Below are 19,892 nucleotides of genomic sequence, written 5' to 3'. Positions count from 1 at the left end.
AGCCCGTCCGCATTGCGGATCTCGCCCGCAAGATGGTCGAACTGTCCGGATTGACCGTCCGGGACGTGGATAATCCCGAAGGGGACATCGAGCTTGCCGTTACGGGCTTGAGGGCCGGCGAGAAGCTTTATGAAGAATTGTTGATCGGGGATAACCCCGAGACAACCGAACATCCGCGGATCATGAAGGCGCGCGAGGACTTCCTGTTGTGGCCGGAACTTTCGAAGAAGCTCAATTCGCTCAATGCGGCATTGGATCGTAACGACATGATCGCGGCCCGCGCGACCCTGGCAGAACTTGTTTCCGGCTATTCCTCAACGGGTGAAGTTTCCGATCTTGCATTCACCGGAGCCGAAACCAATACGGCGGCTTGAGACATCGACGTTAGGTCCAACCGCCTTCAAACGTGTTTTTTGCGGCCGCGTCCCCTAGACCATGGCCGTCGATTCTGTGATCCTGTTGCCGGAAGACCACTAGAGTCTGTCAGGTTTATGTTGAAACATATACTGCATGCTTGAGGTAGGCGGCGCATTCGAGCGGGCTGAATGCCTTGAGGACTTCACCGACGCGCCGCCATGTCGCTTCGACGCTACGCTCGTCTGCCTTGCGCAGCAGAGTCTTGAGTTTGGCGACATCATCTCGATCGGCTTGAGATAGGGGCTGTAGCGCGGCAAGAAGAACAGGTGGGCGCCGGCATTGCGGATGGCGTTGCGCGCCGGCTTGCCCTTGTGACTGCCGAGATTGTCGAGGATGACGATATCGCCGCGATTGAGGGTTGGTGCCAGGCATTGCTCGACCCAGGCTGTGAAAGCGGTGGCGTTGATTGGGCCATCGAGCACGAAAGGCGCGACGATGCGGTCGTGGCGCAGCCCGGCGAGGAAGGTGAGCGTCTTCCAATGGCCACGCGGTATTCCGGCGATCAGCGCTGGCCACGTTGACACCAGCCGCGGGTGCGCGTCATGTTGGTTTTGACCCAGGTTACGTCAACGAACACCAGGCGGTCCGGATCAAGTCGATGTTGATGTGACTTCCAGCGGCTCCGGAACCGCGCCACCTTCGGCCTGTCCTGCTCGCTGGCGATCAGCGTTTTTTTTTAAATGTTTTGCCTTCACGGCGCAGGAAACGCCAAACCGTGTCGTGAGAGACATGGATGCCTGCCACCTTCAGAGCGGCGGCAAGCGACCGCACCGTCCAATCGGCTTTGGCCGACAGGCGGCGGTGAACCTCATCGGCCGCCGCGCCACACAGCTAGTATTTTCGCAAACACAGCTTCCATCTGAGTTTGCGCAGCCTTGCCATTACCACCTCTTTGCTATTCGCCCGACTCGTCGTCTTGGGCAGCGAGCCGCTGCCCTGTTCAAGACTCAACAGCCACCCTCCCCCGCACGGCGTCCGCCATCGCAGTCATCCGGTCCGCAGCAGCATGCCCGATCAGCATAAAGGCATGCGTCGCATTCGACCAGTAGACGACATTCATTCCCTTGCGGTTTTCAAGGTCCGGCGCCTTCGGCCCCGCGTCGGATTTCACGATGCAGAGCGCCATCGGCCCGGTCTCGGGATCGAGATAGGCGATCTGGGCGAGCGGCTTGCCGTCATATTGCAGCAGCAGGGCGCGTTTGAAATCGATCCCCGGGACGGAGACGGCTTCCGGGGAAAGCGATAGAGCGAGCTTCTCGTCAAGACTGGCGAGCTGGGCGGCCTGGTCCTGCCTGCCGGGCACGGGGCCCGCAAGCGTTTCGGCGGTATAGAGCAAGATATAGTCGGCGACCACGGCGCGCCATTCGCTGTTTTCGTCCTTTGCCGAAAAACCACTGCCGATGCCGATGACGGCGCGGTCAATGGCGATGCCGGCCACAAGCGAGGCGGCGAGCGCACCGAGGAAGCGACGGCGAGTGGGCGCGGGCGCAGCGACCGATCTTGCGTTCTCATGCGCAGGAATGGCGGCGAGCATCGCCTTCAGCTTTTCGTGCGGGGCTGCGGAGAGCAGCGGGGCAAAAGCCGGCTCGAACGGCAGGCTGGCGCGGGCCAGGAAATCCAATCGTTCGGCGACGCTCTCATCTTCCTTGACGATGGTTTCGATGCGGGCTCTCTCTTCCGTCGTCAGCTCGCCGTCGATGAAGGCTGTGAGATCCTCGTCGGAGGGAATGGTGTGTTTCGTGCTCATGGGCGTCCCCCTGCCGGTCCGGCGCCGGAGAGCCTGGCGCGGGCGGCCGCCAGCCGGCTCATCACGGTCCCAATCGGAATATCCAATATGCCTGCAACCTCGCGATAGGATAGTCCTTCTACGTAGGCGAGGAAAACCGCCGTGCGTTGCGCCTCGGGCAACGCATTTACCTGCTTCAGCACCTGCCCCGCCATTACATGCGTTTCAGTATCGTGCGCGCCGTCGAAGGTCAGCGCCTCGCCAGCATCGACGAAACCCTGGCCCTGGCGCACCCGGCGCGAGCGGATCTCGTTCAGCCAGATCGAATGCAGGATCGAAAACAGCCAGCGGTCGAGTCGGGTGCCGGGAACGAACTGGCCGGCGCGTTCGAGCGCACGAAGGCAGGTCGCCTGCACCAGATCGTCGGCGACATCACGCTGATGCGAGAGAACGAAACCATAACGCCAGAGCCTGGCCAGGTTTTCCGTCAGACCGCTCCTGATATCCGCTTCGCTCGCGATGACCGCCTCCGCCAATCCTGCATCCCTTGGAACCGCCTGATGAACAGGCGATTCCATTCTCGCGCGACTATAGGCAGGAATTGTAGCGTGCGCGACCGACATTCGGATATCCTTTCCCGGCTCCATTCCCGCTAGTGGCCTAAGCTCAGATCTTCGATGGGTCGAGGATGACAGCGTTCAGATCCTGATATTCCTCGCAAACCGTGCCGCAGATCGTCTTGATCGTGTTCAATTGCTCCTTTGCGAGATCGAGCCGGCCCTTGATGACATAGGCTTCGCCGAGATATTCACGGACCTTGGCGTATTGCGGATCCATTTTCACCGATTGCAGGTAGTAGGAGATGCCTTCGTCGGTGCGCCCGAGCTTGCGGGTGGCGTAACCGCGATAGTTCAGCACCTCGGCGCTGTTCTGGTCCTTGACCGTATCGAGCATGGCAAGCGCCTCTTCATAACGGCCGGCCTTGGCCAGCGAATAGGCATAGTCGGTACGGTTCTCGTCCGAGACATTGGCGCTCTGCTGCTTGACGCATTTCTTGGTCTTCTGGTCGTAGATCTCGCCCTTCTTGCAAGTTGGCATCGTGCTGTTGTCGTTGCCGACAGCAAAGACCGGACCGGAGAAGAGCGAAGCGGCAAGGCAGCCGCCAAGAAGGACGGAAGCGATACGGGCTGTCATGATCGTCATGGAAAAACTCCTCGAAAGTGACGTTGCGGAGAGAGAACACCGCTGCCCTGGGCTTTATTCGCCGGCCTCTCTATTTTCTCCATCACTGCTTCGTGAAGTCCAAAGCCGAATAAATCATCGGGACCGGGTGTTTTCAGCATTGCGCCGGAACGACAAGGAGAATTCCGTGACCGATACCGTCAGTCTCGTCAGCCTCGCCACCGCCACGCCCGAACATATCATCTTCCAAAACCAGGCGGCCGAAGCCTCGGCCCGGCTGTTTGCCGACCGCTACGAGGATTTCCATCATCTAGCCCGCGTCTTCGACAGCGCCGGTATCAACAAGCGCCATGCCGCGCGGCCGCTTGCCTGGTTCGACGAAACGCATGGCTGGCAGGACCGCATGCAGGCCTACGGAGAGGTGGCAGGCGCCCTTTTCGTCGAGGCGGCCAGCGCGGCGCTTCGCCGGGCCGATCTCGGCGCCTGTCATGTCGACTGTATCGTCACGGTCTCTTCCACCGGTTTTACGACGCCGAGCCTTGATGCGCAGCTTGCCCGCCGCATGGGCTTCAGGGCCGATATCGAGCGGGTGCCGGTCTTCGGGCTCGGCTGCGCAGCCGGCGTCTCGGGCTTTGCCATCGCGGCGCGGCTGGCACGGAGCCGCCCGGGCGCCGTCGTGCTTTTCGTCTCGATCGAGCTTTGCACGCTCGCCTTCCGGCTGGACGAGCTGACGCGGCCGAACATCATCGCGACAGCGCTTTTCGGCGACGGCGCGGCCGCCTGCGTGCTCCGCGCCGGCGAAGGCGGACTGGCCCAGGTGGAATCAACAGGCGAGCACCTCTTCCCGGATACGCTCGATATCATGGGCTGGAAGATCGACGATGGCGGCTTCGGCATCGTGCTGGCGCAATCCTTGCCGCCCTTCGCCGAACGGGAACTCGCCCCTGCGGTGGCGGCCATTCTGGGGCGCAACGGGCTGAGACCAGCAGATATCGACCGCTTCATCTGCCATCCCGGCGGTATGAAGGTGCTGGCCGCGATGGAGAGCGCGCTTTCACTGACACCTGGCACGCTCGATCACGAACGGGCCGTACTTGCCGAATATGGCAACATGTCCTCACCGACCGTGCTGTTCGTGCTGGAGCGGGCAATCCGCGCCGGGCTGCCGGACCGGGCGGCGATGGTCGCCATGGGACCAGGCTTTTCGGCGAGCTGCGTGACGCTGCGGAGGGCGGCATGATCTGGCCGTCGATCGCGCTCCTGACATTCGTGACGCTGCAGCGGTTGGCCGAGCTGGTGCTCGCCCGGCGCAACACCGCCGCCCTGCTCGCTAGAGGCGGCCGGGAAGTCGCCTCGGAGCATTATGCCATGATGGTGGCGCTGCATGCCACCTGGATCATGGGCCTTTGGCTGCTGGCGCCGGGCAGGCCGGTTCAACCCTTCTGGTTTTTGGTGTTCATGGGGCTACAGGCGCTGCGGCTCTGGGTGCTGGGGACGCTGAAGGACCGCTGGACAACACGCATCATCGTCCTGCCCGGCGCGCCGCTCGTGATATCGGGACCCTATCGCTTCCTCCGGCATCCGAACTATGCGATCGTCATCGGCGAGTTCGCGAGCCTTCCTCTCGCCTTTGGTCTGCCGGTCTTTGCGGTCGTCTTTTCGCTTTTCAATGCCGCAATCCTGCATGTGCGGGTAAAGGCCGAAAATGCCGCACTGGAAAGCGCAATGATTTTGAAATGAGTGCGATTTTTCGTTTGCGCCGCGGGATTGGCCCGGGCATTTTACCGGATAATCAAGCGGAATGCAGGGGAATGACGAAGAACGCAATCGTGCTCGGCGCCGGCATTGTCGGGGTGTCCACCGCCATCCATCTGCAGCGACGCGGCCGGCAGGTGACCCTGATCGACCGCAAGGATCCGGGCAGCGAAACCTCCTTCGGCAATGCTGGCCTGATCCAGCGGGAAGGAGTGGAACCTTACGGCTTCCCCCAGCAGTTCGGCCTGCTGCTGCGTTATGCGCTCAACAACGAAATCGATGCCCATTATCATCTTAGTGCGCTGCCGAGCCAACTCGCCTTTCTCGCCCGCTACTGGTGGAATTCGAATGCCCGGCGCCACGCGGTCATCACACGGGCCTATGCGCCGCTGATCGAAAACTCGGTTGCCGAGCACAAGGACCTGATCGAGGCCTCGCAGGCGCAGGCGCTGATCCGCAAGGACGGCTGGATAAAGATTTTCCGGACCGAGGCGATGCGCGACGAGGCCCTCGCCGAAGCCGCCCGTTGGCAGAGCGAATTCGGCGTTACCTATGACAGCCTGACGTCGGCCGACATCGCCCGCATGGAACCCGATATTACCGTCCCTTTCGCCGGCGGCATCCGCTGGCGCGATCCCTGGTCAGTGCTCGACCCGCATGCGCTGATATCGGCCTATCGCCGCTATTTCGAAAGCCTCGGCGGCCGCTTCGTCACCGGCGACGCCGCCTCGCTCGGCCAGTTCGGCACCGGCTGGAAGATCATGACCAGCGAGGGCCCGCTCGAAGCCGAGGATGCGGTCCTCGCGCTCGGCCCCTGGGCAGCCGTCGCGACGCGCCGGCTCGGTTATTCCTTTCCCCTCGGCGTCAAGCGCGGCTATCACATGCATTATGCCGCCAAGGGCAATGCCGTGCTCAACAACTGGATCCTCGATGCCGAGCGTGGTTATTTGCTGGCGCCGATGAACCGCGGGATCCGCCTGACGACGGGGGCTGAGTTCGCGAGGCTGGACGCGCCGAAGACGCCGGTGCAGCTCGACCGGGCGGAAGCCGTGGCGCGTACGATCTTCCCGCTCGGAGGCAGGCTCGATCCCGAACCGTGGATGGGCGCGCGCCCCTGCACGCCGGACATGATGCCTGTCATCGGCAAGGCGCCACGCCACCAGGGCTTATGGTTCGCCTTCGGCCACGCTCATCATGGACTGACGCTCGGGCCGGTGACCGGCCGCGTGCTTGCCGAACTCATCACCGGCGAGGCGCCATTCATCGATATCTCGGCTTACTCGCCACAGCGCTTCAAGCCATAATACCGAGGTTGGAAAGGCCCCTGAGAGCCGTTGCCGCAATGCCGTCGATCGTATCGTCGATATCGACGGTGACGACACCGGGTTCGCCTGTCGGCACCTCGAGTGTCGCCAGCTGACTTTCGAGCAGCGAGACCGGCATGAAGTGTCCCTTGCGCTCGCCCATTCGCTTCGTCAGCAGCGCCTTTGATCCTTCGAGGTAGACGAAGAACAGATTGCCGCCGGCAGCAGCCCTCAGCCTGTCACGATAGATGCGCTTCAGCGCCGAACAGGAGACGATGATGCCCTCGCCTTTCTCCAGCGATGCCTGCATGCGTTTGCCGATCAGGTCGAGCCAAGGCACCCGATCCTCATCGGTCAGCGGAATGCCCTTCGACATCTTCTCGACGTTGGCGGCCGGATGAAGCGCATCACCTTCGACGAAGGGCAGGTGCAAGGCCTCGGCAAGTTTTTCGCCGACCGAGGACTTACCGCAGCCGCTGACCCCCATGACGATGATCGCCTGAGGTCTGTTGATCCGATCGTCTTGCATGTTTCCTCTCAAACGGCGGTTGCCCGCTCAGTCGAGCGGGAAATGACAGGCATATTGTTGTGCGCCTTCTCCGCTTAGCTCGGGAGAAACCTGACGACAAAAGTCCTGCGCCTTCCAGCAGCGCGGGTTGAAGTGGCAGCCGGACGGCGGCTTCAGCGGCGACGGCAGTTCGCCCTGCAGCCGGATACGATTCTTCTCGCGCTCGGGATCGGCGATCGGGGTCGCCGACAGGAGAGCGGCCGTATAGGGATGGCGCGGCCGGGCGAAGACTTCGGCGGCGGGACCGGTTTCGATCGGGCGGCCGAGATACATCACCATCACCTCGTCGGCGATGTGATGGACGACCGAGAGGCCGTGCGAGATGAAGAGATAGGCAAGCCCCATCTCCTTCTGCAGGTCCATAAGCAGGTTCAGCACCTGCGCCTGGATCGACAGGTCCAGCGCCGAAACCGGCTCGTCGAGCACCAGCACCTTCGGTCGCAGCATCAGCGCGCGGGCAATGGCGATGCGCTGGCGCTGGCCGCCGGAGAACATATGAGGGTAGCGGCCGTGATGCTCCGGGCGCAGCCCGACGCGGGCCATCATCTCCTCCACCTTGCGGCGGCGGGCACTGGCATCGAGATCGGTATTGATCTTCAGCGGTTCCTCCAGGATCGCACCGACCTTCTGGCGCGGGTTGAGCGAGCCGTAAGGATTCTGGAAGACGATCTGCACCTGGCTGCGGAGGCTGCGGTCGCCGACACGCGCGGGCTTGCCGTCGATCAGCAATTCGCCGGCCGTCGGATCCTCGATCATCGTGACGAGACGGGCAAGCGTCGACTTGCCGCAGCCGGATTCGCCGACGACGGCAAGGGTTTTGCCGGAATAGAGGCTGAAGCTGACGCCGTTCAGCGCCTTGACCGTGGCATCGGCTTTGAAGAGACCGCGGTTGACGGTGTAGAAACGGGCGAGATCCCTGCCCTCGAGAACAGCGCCCGTCATACCAAGTCTCCTGCAGTTTCAACACGCATGACACCGGGGTGGCCCAGCGGCTTGCCGTCCTTCAATGGATAGTTGCAGAGCGCCCGGCCGAGTTCGGGCCCCTGGCGCACCACACCGCGCTCGCATTCGACCGTTGCATAGCCGCAGCGTGGCGCGAACAGACAGCCGGTCGGTCGGCCGTGCTGGCCGGGAACGACGCCAGCGATCGAGGGAAGCCGCTGCCCCACTTCGGCGCGCTCCGGCAAGGCGGCAAGCAGGGCTGCCGTATAGGGATGATGCGGATCACGGAACAGTGCCTTCACCGGCTGCTCCTCGACCTTCTGCCCGGCATATTGGACCTGCACGCGCTCGGCGGTTTCGGCGACGACACCCATGTCATGAGTGATCAGCACCAGCGCCATGCCCTGCTCCTTCTGCAAGCGCACGAGCAGATCGAGGATCTGCGCCTGGATCGTCACGTCGAGCGCCGTCGTCGGCTCGTCGGCGATCAGAAGCTTCGGATTGCAGGCGAGCGCCATGGCGATCATGACGCGCTGGCTCATGCCGCCCGACATCTGATGCGGGAAGTTCGACAGGCGGTCTTCCGGCGCCGGAATCCCGACGAGGCTCAAGAGTTCGATCGAACGTTTGCGGCGCTCTTTCCGGTTGAGGCCCATATGGACGCGCAGGGTCTCGCCGAGCTGGAAGCCGACCGTGAAGCACGGGTTGAGGCTCGACATCGGCTCCTGGAAGATCATCGCCATCTCCTTGCCGACGATCCGGCGGCGCTGGCGGGCGGAGATGCCACGCAGATCCTGGCCGTCGAACTGCATGCGGTCGGCGGTGATCCTGGCGGTCCAGGGCAGAAGGCCCATCAGGGCCAGCATGGCAACGGATTTGCCCGAACCCGATTCGCCGACCACCGACAGGATCTCGCCCTTGTCGCAGGTGAGCGACACCCCGTCGACGGCACGGAAAGGACCTGAAGACGTCTGGAATTCGACAGTCAGATTTTCGATTTCGAGAAGCGGCATCACGACCTCTTCAGTTTGGGGTCAAGCGCATCGCGCAGGCCGTCGCCCATCAGGTTGATGGCAAGAACGGTGATGAGGATGGCAAGACCCGGGAAAGTCACGACCCACCAGGCGCGTGAGATGAACTCACGGGACTCGGCAAGCATCGTGCCCCATTCGGGTGTCGGCGGCTGGGCACCCATGCCGAGAAAGCCGAGGGCGGCGGCATCAAGGATCGCCGCCGAGAAGGCGAGCGTCGCCTGAACGATCAACGGCCCGAGACAGTTCGGCAGGATCGTCTTGAACATCAAGCGGAGCGTTCCCGCGCCGGCGACACGCGAGGCGATCACATATTCCTTCTCACGCTCTGAAATGACAGAGGCGCGGGTCAACCGCACGAAATGCGGCTGGTTGACTAGCGAAATCGCGATCATCGCGTTGGTAAGGCCAGGACCGAGGACTGCCACCAACACGAGCGCGAGCAGCAGCGACGGGAAGGCAAGGATGATGTCCATCAGGCGCATGATGGCGGTATCGATCCGGCCGCGGAAATAGCCGGCGACGAGGCCGATCAGGACGCCACATATGACCGACAGCGTGACGACCACGACGCCGATAAAGAGTGAGAACCGCGCGCCATAGATCAGCCGCGAAAGGATATCGCGGCCGACGGCATCCGTTCCGAGCGGAAAGGAAGCATGGCCTCCCTCCATCCATGAAGGCACGGCGAGCAGCACCTCTCGGTTCTGCTCGTTTGGCGCATGTGGCGCAAAGACCGGTGCGAAGATTGCAACGACCAGAATGACGACGAAAACAACGAGGCCGATGACGGCGCCCTTGTTGCGGGAGAAATAGTGCCAGAATTCCGCAAGAGCGGATGGCTGGCCGGTTTTAACGGTGACCGTGCTCATGGACCGCTCCTAGTGACGAATGCGCGGATTGATGAAGCCGTAGAGGACGTCAACAATCAGATTGACCAGCATGATGACGCCGGCGATCAGGAGAAGGCCGCCCTGCACCACCGCGTAATCGCGTTTGAACACCGAATCGACCATCCATTTGCCGATGCCCGGCCAGGAGAAGATCGTCTCGGTGAGGATGGCGCCGGCAAGAAGGACACCGATCTGCAGGCCGATCGTGGTGATGACGGGGATCATTGCATTGCGCAGTGCATGCACGCCGACGACGCGCAGCGGCTTCAAACCTTTCGAGCGTGCAGTGCGGACATAGTCCTCGCCGAGAACCTCGAGCATTGCCGAGCGCGTCTGGCGGGCGATGACGGCGAGCGGGATGGTCGCCAGCACGATGGTCGGCAGAATGAGATAGCTGACGGCCGAGGCAAAGGCCCCCTTCTGACCTGACAGCAGGCTGTCGATCAGCATGAAGCCGGTCACCGGTTTGAAGAAATACATCAGCGAAATGCGGCCGGATACCGGTGTCCAGCCAAGGTAACCGGAGAAGAAGATGATGAGCAGCAGGCCCCACCAGAAAATCGGCATGGAATAACCGACGAGGGCGACACCCATCACGCTTTGATCGAACCACGTGCCTCGCTTGACGGCGGCAAAGACGCCAGCGGGCACGCCAAGACAGACGGCGAGGATGATGGCGCAGAAGGAAAGCTCCAGCGTCGCCGGAAACAATGTCAGGAATTCGCCAAGAACAGGCCGCTTGGTGACGATCGAGGTGCCGAGATCGCCCTGCAGCACTTTTCCGAGATAATCAAAATACTGCATATACATGGGCCGGTCGAAACCGAGATCGTGCATGATCTGGGCGTGTCGCTCCGGCGCCATGACGCGTTCACCCGAAAGCAGCATCACGGGATCTCCGGGCAGCAGGCGGATGAAAGAGAAGGCAATCAGGGAAACGCCGAGGAATGTCGGGATCAGCACCGCAAGGCGGCCGATGAAAAAACGCAACATGGCAGATGTCCAATAGTTTCCGGCGGTCAGGAGGGGCCTGACCGCCGGCTGCGCCCAGCTCTGCCGGGCATTTTTACATTATTCTTGTTATTCGGATACGTCGACGCCGTCGAAACGGTGAATGCCGAGCGGGTCCATCTTGAAGCCTGAGACCTTCTTGCTCATCGGAACGAAGACGAGCGAATGGTCGAGGGTCGCCCAAGGGGCTTCCTTCTTGAAGATCAGCTGCGCCTGCTCATAGGCCTTGGTGCGCTCGCCGACATCGGCGGTCAGCTTGGCCTTGGTCATGAGGTCGTCGTATTCCTTGTTGCACCACTGAGCGCGGTTGTTACCGCCGACGGCATCGCAGCCGAGCAGCGTATCCATGAAGTTGTCGGGGTCGCCGTTGTCGCCGGTCCAGCCGAGGATGACGGCGCCGTCGCGCTTCACGTCGGAGGAGAGCTTCAGATACTCGGCCCATTCATGGGTGACGATCTCAACCGTGACGCCGACCTTGGCGAAGTCGGCCTGGATCAGTTCGGCAGCGCGGCGTGCATTCAGCATGTACGGCCGCGATACCGGCATCGCCCAGACCTTCATGCTGAGATCCTTGACGCCGGCATCGGCCAGAGCCTTCTTGGCGGCGTCCGGATCGTATTTCTCGTCTTGAACGGCGTCGTTATACGACCACATCGTCGGCGGGATCGGATTCTTGGCAACGGTGGCCGCACCCTGGAAGACAGCGTCGACGATCGCCTGCTTGTTGATCGCCGAGTTCAGCGCGCGGCGAACTTCCGGCTTGTCGAAAGGAGCCATCTGCGTGTTGTAGGCGAGGTAGCTGACGTTGAGGCCGGGCTGCTCCAGAACAGTCAGATTTCCGTCCTTCTTCAGTTCGGGAACGTCGGCGGCGTTCGGGTAGGGGATCAGGTGGCATTCGCCGGCCTTCAACTTCTGAGCGCGCACGGCGGCGTCAGAGGTGACGGCGAAAACCAGATCGTCGATCTTTTCCTTGCCCTTGAAATAGGTCTCGTTCGCCTTGTAGCGGATGACGGCATCCGGCTGATAGGCGACGAAGGTGTAGGGGCCGGTGCCGAGCGGCTGCTGGTTCAGCTGCGCCATCTTGCCGTCGGCGGCAAGCTTGTCGGCATATTCCTTGGACATGATGGAAGCGAAGTCCATGGCGAGGTCGGCCAGGAACGGCGCTTCGGGATGGTTGAGCGTGAACTTTACCGTAAGGTCATCGACCTTCTCGACCGACTTGATCAGTTCCGGGAAGCCCATGCCGGCGGCGTATTCGTAAGAGCCGCCCTCGACATACTTGTTCCACGGATTGTCGGACTTCAGCTGGCGCTCGAAGGAGAACACGACGTCGTCGGCGTTGAAATCGCGCGTCGGGGTGAAGAAGTCGGTAGTCTGGAACTTGACGCCGGGATGAAGTTTGAAAGTGTATTCCTTGCCGTCGTCCGAAACGCTCCAGCTGTCGGCCAAACCAGGTTCGATCTCGGTGCCGCCATGCTTGAATTCGACGAGGCGGCTGTAGACGGTGCGCGAGGACGCGTCGAAGGTCGTGCCTGCCGTATAGAGGCTCGGGTCGAAGCCTTCCGGCGAACCCTCGGAGCAATAAACAAGGGTCTTGGACCAGGCGGACGTCGCCATGACCGAAATCAGGGCCGTCGCTGCCAGCATGACAGAGATCTTTTTCATAATATTGTTTCCCGGTTGTTCTTTTTTGATGTCTGGAGACCCGTAGGCATCCCGATCGACGGTCGATGGAACGACATTTATCTACTGAAAGCAACGGCCTACGGAGAAAATTTTTCCAGCTGGACAATTTTAGAAATTTTTGGTCAAAAATCAGCCTTATTCGGAAATATTCGGACAAAAATGTCCGGGATTTCGTCGCATTTTGGATAATTGCGCCCTCTCAGCAGCGCATGTTGGACATTTCAGCACCCTTATGCGCAAGCGGACGGCGCAAACAAAAACCGCGATCGCCGAGGCAACCGCGGTTTCATAAGTCAGACCTGTTTCTTGAAATCAGGCGGCGGGGGCAACGGCCGCCGGCTTGCGGTAGTGCTGCTCGCCGGTAATTCCCAGGAGGAAATTGATCTGAGGACGGGCTTTGACGAGGTCGTCGATCGAATATTCCGAAAGCACGCCGAAGAAGGCGTTCAACGCCTTGCGAAGCGCCGAGTTCAAGCCACAGCTGTCGACCAGCGGGCATTCGACCATGCCGTCGTCTTCGAAGCATTCGGCCATGGCGAAACTATCTTCCGTGACCCGCACGACATCGAAGAGCGTGATCTCGGGCGCCGGCTTGCCCAAACGCACGCCGCCGTTACGGCCGCGCACGGTTTCGACCAGACCCGCCTTGTTCAGCGGCTGCAGGATCTTGAAAAGAAAGAGTTCGGAAACGCCGTAGGCCTTGGCAATTTCCGGAATCCGGCTCAGCTGCCCTTCGTTGGCAGCACAATACATCAACATGCGAACCGCATAGTTGGTCTGCTTCGTCAACCGCATGCCGATCTCCTGACTCGTGCCTGTTCAGACGTATATAGGCGGTTTGGCAGTTTTGAACAATTCCAAAATATGAAATTCGCATTCAGCTTATGAGGCCATTTGCCGCGACATCAATCCTGCTCCGCGATCGTCTGGTTATAGTCCAAAATGGCCTGCCAACGCTCAAATGAAACGGGGGCCGAAGGCCCCCGCATTGTAGTTCGAACTGTCGCGCAGATCACTTCATGGTCGGCATGACGAATTCGGCGCCGCTCTTGATGCCGGAGGGCCAGCGCGCGGTGACCGTCTTTGTCTTCGTCCAGAACTTGATCGAATCCGTGCCGTGCTGGTTGAGGTCGCCGAAGCTTGAGGCCTTCCAGCCGCCGAAGGAGTGGTAGGCGAGCGGAACCGGGATCGGAACGTTGATGCCGATCATGCCGATATTGATGCGCGAGGCAAAATCGCGGGCGGCGTCGCCGTCGCGGGTGTAGATCGCAACACCGTTGCCATATTCGTGCTTCATCGGCAGCGACAGCGCTTCCTCATAGTTTTGGGCGCGAACGACGGAAAGAACAGGCCCGAAGATCTCGGTCTTGTAGATGTCCATCTCAGGCGTGACGTGATCGAACAGGCAGCCGCCGACGAAATAACCGTCTTCATAGCCCTGGAGCTTGAAGTCGCGGCCATCGACCACGAGCTTGGCGCCTTCCTCGACGCCACGGTCGATGAGGCCGCGAACGCGGTTATAGGCTTCCTTTGTGACGAGCGGGCCCATGTCGGCCTTGTCGTCGGTATAGGGGCCGATGCGCAGCGATTCGATCTTCGGCGTCAGCTTCTCGACGAGGCGGTTGGCGGTTTCTTCGCCGACTGGAACGGCAACCGAGATCGCCATGCAGCGCTCGCCGGCCGAACCATAGCCTGCGCCCATCAGCGCGTTGACGGCCTGATCCATATCGGCATCCGGCATGATGATCATGTGGTTCTTGGCGCCGCCGAAGCACTGGGCACGCTTGCCGTTCATGGCTGCCGTGCCGTAGACGTAGCGGGCGATCGGCGTGGAGCCGACGAAGGAAACGGCGCCGATATCGGGATCGGTGAGGATCGCGTCGACGGCACCCTTGTCGCCGTTGACGACGTTGAGGATGCCGGCCGGCAGACCGGCTTCGATCATCAGTTCGGCAAGACGGATCGGCAGGGAGGGATCGCGCTCGGAGGGCTTCAGGATGAAGGCATTGCCGCAGGCGATCGCCGGCGCGAACATCCACATCGGAATCATGCCGGGGAAATTGAAAGGCGTGATGCCGGCGCCAATGCCGACCGGCTGGCGGATCGAATACATGTCGATCGCCGGACCCGCGCCCTCGGTGAATTCGCCCTTGGCGAGATGCGGGATGCCGCATACGAATTCGCAGACTTCGAGGCCACGAACGACGTCGCCCTTGGCATCCTCGATCGTCTTGCCGTGTTCTTTCGAAATCAACTCGGCAAGTTCGTCCATATGCTTGTTCAGGAGCTCGACAAACTTGAAGAATACGCGAGCGCGGCGCTGCGGGTTGGTGGCAGCCCATTTCGGCTGCGCGGCCTTGGCGTTCTCGACGGCGGCGCGAAGCTCCTCGACACTGGCGAGGGCGACGGTCGCCTGCACTTCGCCGGTCGCCGGATTGTAGACGTTGCTGACGCGGCCGCTGGTGCCGGCGACCTGCTTGCCGCCGATGAAATGTCCGATCTCACGCATGGATGTTCCTCCTGTTTGGATGGCTACAATCGCACTTCAATTTGCACAAATCAACGCCGTGATATAAGCAACCGTTGTGCATGTTTTATAGTTTCGATGCAGGCGCTGCTGCTCCCAAACTTGGCGCGGCATGCGAACAAGTCAAATTCAGGAGGGTCGATCGATGAGCCAAAATCCGGTCGTGCGAATGGCGGAGCTGGAGATCGCCGTCGAGAGGCTCGACGCCTATCGAGCATTGCTTACGGAGGAGATCGAGGCTTCGGTCGCGCGGGAAGAGGGTGTCCTTTCGCTCAGCGCTGTTTCCATCCGAGGGGTTCCAAACCGCGTTCGTATTCTCGAAGTGTACGCCGACCAAAAGGCCTATGAGGCGCATCTGCAGACACCGCATTTCCTCACATACAAGAAGGAGACGGCCGGCATGGTGACGTCGCTGACGCTTATCGAGGTCGATCCGATTGCAATGCGGGCCAAGTGATGAACTGGGATGACGTTCGCATTTTCCTGGCCGTCGCCCGCACCGGACAGATCCTTGCCGCTTCGAAACGCCTGGGGCTTAACCACGCCACGCTTTCGCGCCGGCTGACGTCGCTCGAAGCGGCGCTGAAGACGCGGCTCTTCGTGCGCCGCACGAATGGCTGTGAGCTGACGGCGGAAGGCGGCATCTTCCTCAATGCCGCCGAGCGGATGGAAACCGAAATGCTCGCGGCGCAGGCCAATCTCGGCCACACCGACACGGCGATCGCCGGGACGGTGCGCGTCGGCGCGCCCGATGGTTTCGGCGTCTCCTTTCTTGCACCGCGCATGGGCAGGCTGATCGAGCGCCACCCAGCGCTGAAGATCCAGCTTGTGCCGGTGCCGCGCTCCTTCTCGCTGTCGCAGCGTGAGGCCGATATCGCCATCACGCTGGAACGTCCCGAACAGGGCCGGCTCGTCTCCTCCAAGCTGACGGACTATACACTTGGCCTCTATGCCTCACGCGACTACCTCGGCTCAAACGGAAGACCCGGCGATGTGGAGGCACTGAAGGCGCATCCGCGCATCGGCTATGTCGAGGATCTGATCTTCACCGCCTCGCTGAATTTCTCCGGCGAGGTAATGCGCAGCTGGGACGCCGGCTTCGAAATTTCGACGGCGATCGGCCAGACGGAGGCGGTGCGATCAGGCGCCGGCATCGGCATCCTGCATGATTATATCGCGCGGCAATATCCGGAACTCGAGCGCATCCTGCCTGACATTTCGATCCGGCGCGCCTATTGGACGACCTATCACGAAACGGCTCGCGACCTCGTGCGCGTCCGCAGCGTCGTCGATTTCCTGCAGGAACTCGTCGGCGCCGAGCGGCACATCTTCCTTTAAGTCGCCGAAACGTGCTTGGCCGGCTCGTCGTTTTCATCGGGATTGGGGACCGGCGCTTCATCGGGAAGTCGGTCCGGCTCCGGCTCGGTGATCGGCGGCACCGGCTTCCAGCCGGGTGCCGGCATTGGCGGCTGATCGGGAATGGGTTCGTTGGGCACGGACATGACCGCCTCCCTTTATGTTTGCGATGTTCGTCGGGGCTATTTATCCGACTTCAGCGTCTCGGCAGCGCGCATCGGCATGCTGTCGATGATGGCGAAGAGCTCGCCATTGGTGATCGGCTCGCTGACCTTGAGCTTGACGGTGCAGTCCTTTCCGACAAGGAAGGCGGCGAATTCACCCGTCTCCGGCGCATCGAGATCGCGGCGGATCATTTCGCCGTCGAGGCCATCGGCAGCGCCGAAAAGCGCCCGCACCTTGCCGCCCGAGACCTTCAGCACCACCATATCGCGCTCATCGAGCGCGCTGCGGTCGGCCAGCAGCTGGTTTTCCTGGCGCGCCGCGCGGGCATTATCCCTGTCGGCGAAAAGAATGAAGACACGGTTCTTCCACTGGAAGGCGGCCAGGCTTTCGATTGGCGAATAGGCACTGTTCATCTCGTCAATCTTGGTCGCGGCGTAGAGAAGCGTTTTCGACATGCGTATTCTCCCGTCACCTTGGAGAACGGTCCGAGATGGCACGGGTTCCATCCAGACGACGGGGTTCTAATTTTTATTCTGATGGCGGGGCGGTGTTACGGCTGAGTGGGATTTTGAACCTCGTCGAGTTTCTTGAGCGGCCCCAGGCTAAGCTGCGGTGACAATAAGTTTCGGAGGAGTAGATCAGTTCAACACTGCCTCTTGGAGGTCAGGCAGTAACATCCATGCTGTAGTGGATGCCCTCGGGCTGCCAGTTCGTTACCATCTCGGCCCGGGAAAGCAGAACGATATGGGTCTGGTCTGCGATCTCGTTTGGAGACTACCAGCAAAACAGGTGCTCGCCGATCGCGCTCACGATGCCGACAGCATGCATCACATCCTCCTTCACCTGGGTGGTGAACCGCTCATTCCTCCGCGACGCCGCTGTAAGCATCAGCATCGCTTGCAAGCAGCGCTGGGGCGTCGAGAGTTTCTCCGCCAAGCTCAAACAATGGCGTCGCCTCGCCATACGCTATGACAAACTCGCAACCAATTTTATCGGCTTCGTCTAGCCGGCTCATGCCTCATGCTTTGGCTCGAATTAATGACATTTCAGCCTGACGCATCCAAAGTCCAATCGGTGCCGCCGCATCTAGACCTTCGAACCCCTGTCTGCTCTTATGCTTTAACAACATAATTTGGAGGCACAGTTGGCTAGCAATCTGTGGGATACTGAGCATGACATCATCTCCGGCGCGAATTCGTTGGCTTCGATAAACACTTTGCATTTGTTGATGGATAAAGGTGCCTTATCTCGCGGGAAGACGCCGCCGGCGTTCTCACTAAGACTGCTAATCAGGTTCGCGAAGGTTGCGAGGATGGGCCAGATTCGGAACTAGGCGAACAAGTAGCGCGGAGATTTGAGGCAATGGCTGCTTGGTGTTTAAGTTATAACCCGAGCAGGTAAATTGCGGAGAAGGTACTGCCGAATCCGATCACGCAATCTAACGGTTTCCGCAAAATGTGTACGGCGCATAGTCGACGCATTCGCCTCTTCTGGCTACAAGCTGATGCATGAACGATTCAAACGAACAGCACAAAAAAGACGACCGGCCAGCTAAGCCGCCGCTTCCTAACGGCGAGAAATTTTTCGATCCCTGGGAAGACGAATTTCGACGAGCATACAAGTCGGACGACAAGACGTTCGAGTATTGAAGCGAAAAGGCGTGCAGGACCCCGTCACGGCCTTGCTACGGCAAGGACGCGCGGATCTGTAATTCAAATCCCCGGGCGATCTCACATCATCGCGGTGCGGCCATCGACGAGTTCAATTCTCGGCGTTAGGGGGTCCTGGCCCGCATTGAAAACAGGACTGGCCTAAATTCACCGTCAGGCTGGCTTTTTGACTCGCCGATCCTTCGCTCGCATTACCAGCCTCAACTTTTCCTGTATTGAAGCGGATGCCCGGCGCAGTGTGGGCGGTCGGCCGAGTTTTACATGCTAGCCAAGGCCGTAAGTGAACAACATCTCGCCGTACTAGTCTAAAACGCGATGCCGAAAATCTGAGCGAGCCCATCATTCCTGGGTGCTAGCTTGCCCCTGCGGCAATGGCCGTCCAGTGAGAGGCTCAGAGATCGATGCCGCGGCCGCGATTGACGCCTCGCTGACGCCGTTCCGCGAGGATCTGCTGACTGCTTTGCGCGCGGACTGCCTGCTGCAGGACCTTCAGCCTCTCCTGCATCGCGACGAAGGCATGGCGCTGCGCCGCTGGCACTTGGTTGATGAGATCCTTGTCGCCGCGGATGATGGCGTTGCGCCCGAAGCGCTGGTCGAGCGCCTTGCTGATGTCATCGAACTCCCGTCGGATATTCGCGTCGAGAGGCGCCGCCGAAACACTCGGCTTTCGCCCATTCTTCCTCGCCTCCTCTGCCATTCGTGTGAGCGCCTCTTCCGCCACCTTCGACAGGCCCGGAATAGCAACCGCCATACGCTCCCGCTCTGCCTTGATGGCCTGTCGTTCTGCATCGAAGATATTGGCATAGGCGCTCCCGAGAGAACGCAGCCGCGCGGCTGCCTCGGGCACGGCCTGCACCGCATCTTTGCGCTCCCGCCCGGAAGCCAGCATCTTGTCCATCAGACGATCCGAACCGCGCAACGCGCCATAAGCAGCCGGATCATTGGTCACAGCGGCAGCGATGCGCTCGGCAGCAAAGCCTTTGGCAAGCAGTTCCTCGATCTCGCCGACGGCTCCTGCCGGATCGCGCCAGATCGTCCTTGCCGTGTTGGCCAGTGCCGCACGCTGCTGACGGTAAAGAGGAGCGGAGAGAGTTCGCGATCGCGCCTCATCGTCGATCGGTATCTTGAACTCGGTGACAGCGGCAAGCATGGGCACAACAGTCACATTCTCCTTTCCTCCCCCCTTGTCTTGCTCCGGGTCCGGAACGGCACTGGCCGCCGCGACGACCTTCGAGCGGTCCTGACGTTCGGCCAGATGCTGCGCCTCGGCAAAACGCTTGACGGCTTCGAACAGGTGGATCAGCTTCTCGCGCTCGCCGGCCATCAGAGCTTCCGGCATGCGCTCGGCGATGTTGCGCTCGGCGACCGCATCCGCCTTTGCGGTGAAGGCACTCCAGCCGAAGCGCGCAGACAGCGCCTCGCTGACCGCCTTGATCTCCTGCACGACCGTGCGGTCCTTCGCGGCAAGGGCAAAGGCGGTCTTATAAGCATCGTCCCCGCCCCTGTTGCGCACCGCCTCGATCTCCATGAGACGCGCCATGGCGCCTTCGGAGAGCGCCGGGACCGACAATGACATATGTGCGCGCCGCGCCTGCTCATTGATCTCGAACCGTTCGGCGCTCCGGCGGAACTCGCTCGCATGGGCGCGGGCCAAGGGAA

General features: G+C 61.0%; 21 protein-coding genes and 1 pseudogene. 7 read left to right on the top strand and 15 right to left on the bottom strand.

Going from position 1 to position 19,892, the window contains the following annotated elements:
* A partial coding sequence (locus FHT70_RS29320; RefSeq protein WP_183706664.1) for a polysaccharide biosynthesis protein occupies window positions 1-374 on the top strand: 374 nt, incomplete at its 5' end.
* Between the two features lie 99 nt (window positions 375-473).
* Here the strand turns inward: FHT70_RS29320 and FHT70_RS30125 are convergent.
* From FHT70_RS30125 to FHT70_RS29300, 4 genes are all read right to left on the bottom strand, one after another.
* Window positions 474-941 (bottom strand): transposase, encoded by a 468-nt coding sequence (locus FHT70_RS30125; protein WP_210282988.1) that lies wholly within the window; start codon window positions 939-941, stop codon window positions 474-476.
* Between the two features lie 416 nt (window positions 942-1,357).
* Window positions 1,358-2,164: an anti-sigma factor gene (locus tag FHT70_RS29310; protein ID WP_183706663.1), complete on the bottom strand. Its 807-nt coding sequence runs from the start codon at window positions 2,162-2,164 to the stop codon at window positions 1,358-1,360.
* The gene (locus FHT70_RS29305; RefSeq protein WP_183706662.1) at window positions 2,161-2,766 is read right to left on the bottom strand and encodes an RNA polymerase sigma factor; all 606 of its coding nucleotides are present in this window, start codon (window positions 2,764-2,766) and stop codon (window positions 2,161-2,163) included. Before FHT70_RS29305 ends, FHT70_RS29310 begins: the two co-directional genes overlap by 4 nt.
* Before the next feature lie 43 nt (window positions 2,767-2,809).
* Entirely contained in the window at window positions 2,810-3,346 is a 537-nt protein-coding gene (locus FHT70_RS29300) for a tetratricopeptide repeat protein (protein ID WP_097598962.1), read from the bottom strand.
* A 166-nt stretch (window positions 3,347-3,512) separates the two neighbouring features.
* Here FHT70_RS29300 and FHT70_RS29295 point away from each other — a divergent pair, with 166 nt between their 5' ends.
* From FHT70_RS29295 to FHT70_RS29285, 3 genes are all read left to right on the top strand, one after another.
* Entirely contained in the window at window positions 3,513-4,565 is a 1,053-nt protein-coding gene (locus tag FHT70_RS29295; RefSeq protein WP_097598963.1) for a type III polyketide synthase, read from the top strand.
* The gene (locus FHT70_RS29290; protein ID WP_183706661.1) at window positions 4,562-5,065 is read left to right on the top strand and encodes an isoprenylcysteine carboxylmethyltransferase family protein; all 504 of its coding nucleotides are present in this window, start codon (window positions 4,562-4,564) and stop codon (window positions 5,063-5,065) included. The genes FHT70_RS29295 and FHT70_RS29290 overlap by 4 nt, the downstream gene beginning before the upstream one ends.
* Window positions 5,066-5,136: 71 nt before the next feature.
* The gene (locus FHT70_RS29285; protein WP_183706660.1) at window positions 5,137-6,384 is read left to right on the top strand and encodes an FAD-binding oxidoreductase; all 1,248 of its coding nucleotides are present in this window, start codon (window positions 5,137-5,139) and stop codon (window positions 6,382-6,384) included.
* Here FHT70_RS29285 and FHT70_RS29280 read toward each other — a convergent pair.
* From FHT70_RS29280 to FHT70_RS29245, 8 genes are all read right to left on the bottom strand, one after another.
* Window positions 6,374-6,913, bottom strand: a complete 540-nt coding sequence (locus tag FHT70_RS29280) for a gluconokinase (protein WP_183706659.1) — start codon at window positions 6,911-6,913, stop codon at window positions 6,374-6,376. The genes FHT70_RS29285 and FHT70_RS29280 overlap by 11 nt on opposite strands.
* A gap of 27 nt (window positions 6,914-6,940) precedes the next feature.
* On the bottom strand, window positions 6,941-7,894 hold the full coding sequence (locus FHT70_RS29275) for a peptide ABC transporter ATP-binding protein (RefSeq protein ID WP_183706658.1): 954 nt from the start codon (window positions 7,892-7,894) through the stop codon (window positions 6,941-6,943).
* Window positions 7,891-8,907 (bottom strand): ABC transporter ATP-binding protein, encoded by a 1,017-nt coding sequence (locus tag FHT70_RS29270; protein WP_183706657.1) that lies wholly within the window; start codon window positions 8,905-8,907, stop codon window positions 7,891-7,893. Before FHT70_RS29270 ends, FHT70_RS29275 begins: the two co-directional genes overlap by 4 nt.
* Window positions 8,907-9,797, bottom strand: a complete 891-nt coding sequence (locus FHT70_RS29265; RefSeq protein ID WP_183706656.1) for an ABC transporter permease subunit — start codon at window positions 9,795-9,797, stop codon at window positions 8,907-8,909. Before FHT70_RS29265 ends, FHT70_RS29270 begins: the two co-directional genes overlap by 1 nt.
* Window positions 9,798-9,806: 9 nt before the next feature.
* Window positions 9,807-10,811, bottom strand: coding sequence for an ABC transporter permease subunit (locus FHT70_RS29260; RefSeq protein WP_038686996.1), 1,005 nt, complete (start codon window positions 10,809-10,811; stop codon window positions 9,807-9,809).
* A gap of 87 nt (window positions 10,812-10,898) precedes the next feature.
* A complete protein-coding gene (locus tag FHT70_RS29255; protein ID WP_183706655.1) occupies window positions 10,899-12,494 on the bottom strand; it encodes an ABC transporter substrate-binding protein in 1,596 nt (531 codons plus the stop codon).
* 333 nt (window positions 12,495-12,827) lie between these two features.
* A complete protein-coding gene (gene rirA, locus FHT70_RS29250) occupies window positions 12,828-13,310 on the bottom strand; it encodes an iron-responsive transcriptional regulator RirA (RefSeq protein WP_085777035.1) in 483 nt (160 codons plus the stop codon).
* A 217-nt stretch (window positions 13,311-13,527) separates the two neighbouring features.
* A complete protein-coding gene (locus FHT70_RS29245) occupies window positions 13,528-15,024 on the bottom strand; it encodes a CoA-acylating methylmalonate-semialdehyde dehydrogenase (RefSeq protein WP_020920434.1) in 1,497 nt (498 codons plus the stop codon).
* A 163-nt stretch (window positions 15,025-15,187) separates the two neighbouring features.
* Between FHT70_RS29245 and FHT70_RS29240 the strand changes: the two genes are divergently transcribed.
* Together FHT70_RS29240 and FHT70_RS29235 are read left to right on the top strand one after the other, a co-directional pair.
* Complete coding sequence (locus FHT70_RS29240) at window positions 15,188-15,499, top strand: putative quinol monooxygenase (RefSeq protein WP_097598971.1); 312 nt, start codon at window positions 15,188-15,190, stop codon at window positions 15,497-15,499.
* The gene (locus FHT70_RS29235) at window positions 15,499-16,380 is read left to right on the top strand and encodes a LysR family transcriptional regulator (RefSeq protein ID WP_183706665.1); all 882 of its coding nucleotides are present in this window, start codon (window positions 15,499-15,501) and stop codon (window positions 16,378-16,380) included. The genes FHT70_RS29240 and FHT70_RS29235 overlap by 1 nt, the downstream gene beginning before the upstream one ends.
* On the opposite strand, the gene FHT70_RS29230 is transcribed toward FHT70_RS29235, so the two are convergent.
* Window positions 16,377-16,544 (bottom strand): hypothetical protein, encoded by a 168-nt coding sequence (locus FHT70_RS29230; protein WP_020920431.1) that lies wholly within the window; start codon window positions 16,542-16,544, stop codon window positions 16,377-16,379. The genes FHT70_RS29235 and FHT70_RS29230 overlap by 4 nt on opposite strands.
* Window positions 16,545-16,580: 36 nt before the next feature.
* On the bottom strand, window positions 16,581-17,018 hold the full coding sequence (locus tag FHT70_RS29225) for a DUF4174 domain-containing protein (RefSeq protein WP_183706654.1): 438 nt from the start codon (window positions 17,016-17,018) through the stop codon (window positions 16,581-16,583).
* A gap of 211 nt (window positions 17,019-17,229) precedes the next feature.
* Here FHT70_RS29225 and FHT70_RS29220 point away from each other — a divergent pair.
* A pseudogene (locus tag FHT70_RS29220) lies at window positions 17,230-17,569 on the top strand (transposase); the annotation flags it as partial.
* Between the two features lie 1,055 nt (window positions 17,570-18,624).
* Here FHT70_RS29220 and FHT70_RS29215 read toward each other — a convergent pair.
* Window positions 18,625-19,892 (bottom strand): BID domain-containing protein (locus FHT70_RS29215; RefSeq protein WP_183706653.1); only part of this gene is annotated, 1,268 nt, incomplete at its 5' end.

Source organism: Rhizobium sp. BK049, assembly GCF_014193135.1.
In the GTDB taxonomy this organism is placed as follows: domain Bacteria; phylum Pseudomonadota; class Alphaproteobacteria; order Rhizobiales; family Rhizobiaceae; genus Rhizobium.
Note: the sequence above shows the minus strand (reverse complement) of the source record. Positions and strands in the feature narration are given on the sequence as shown.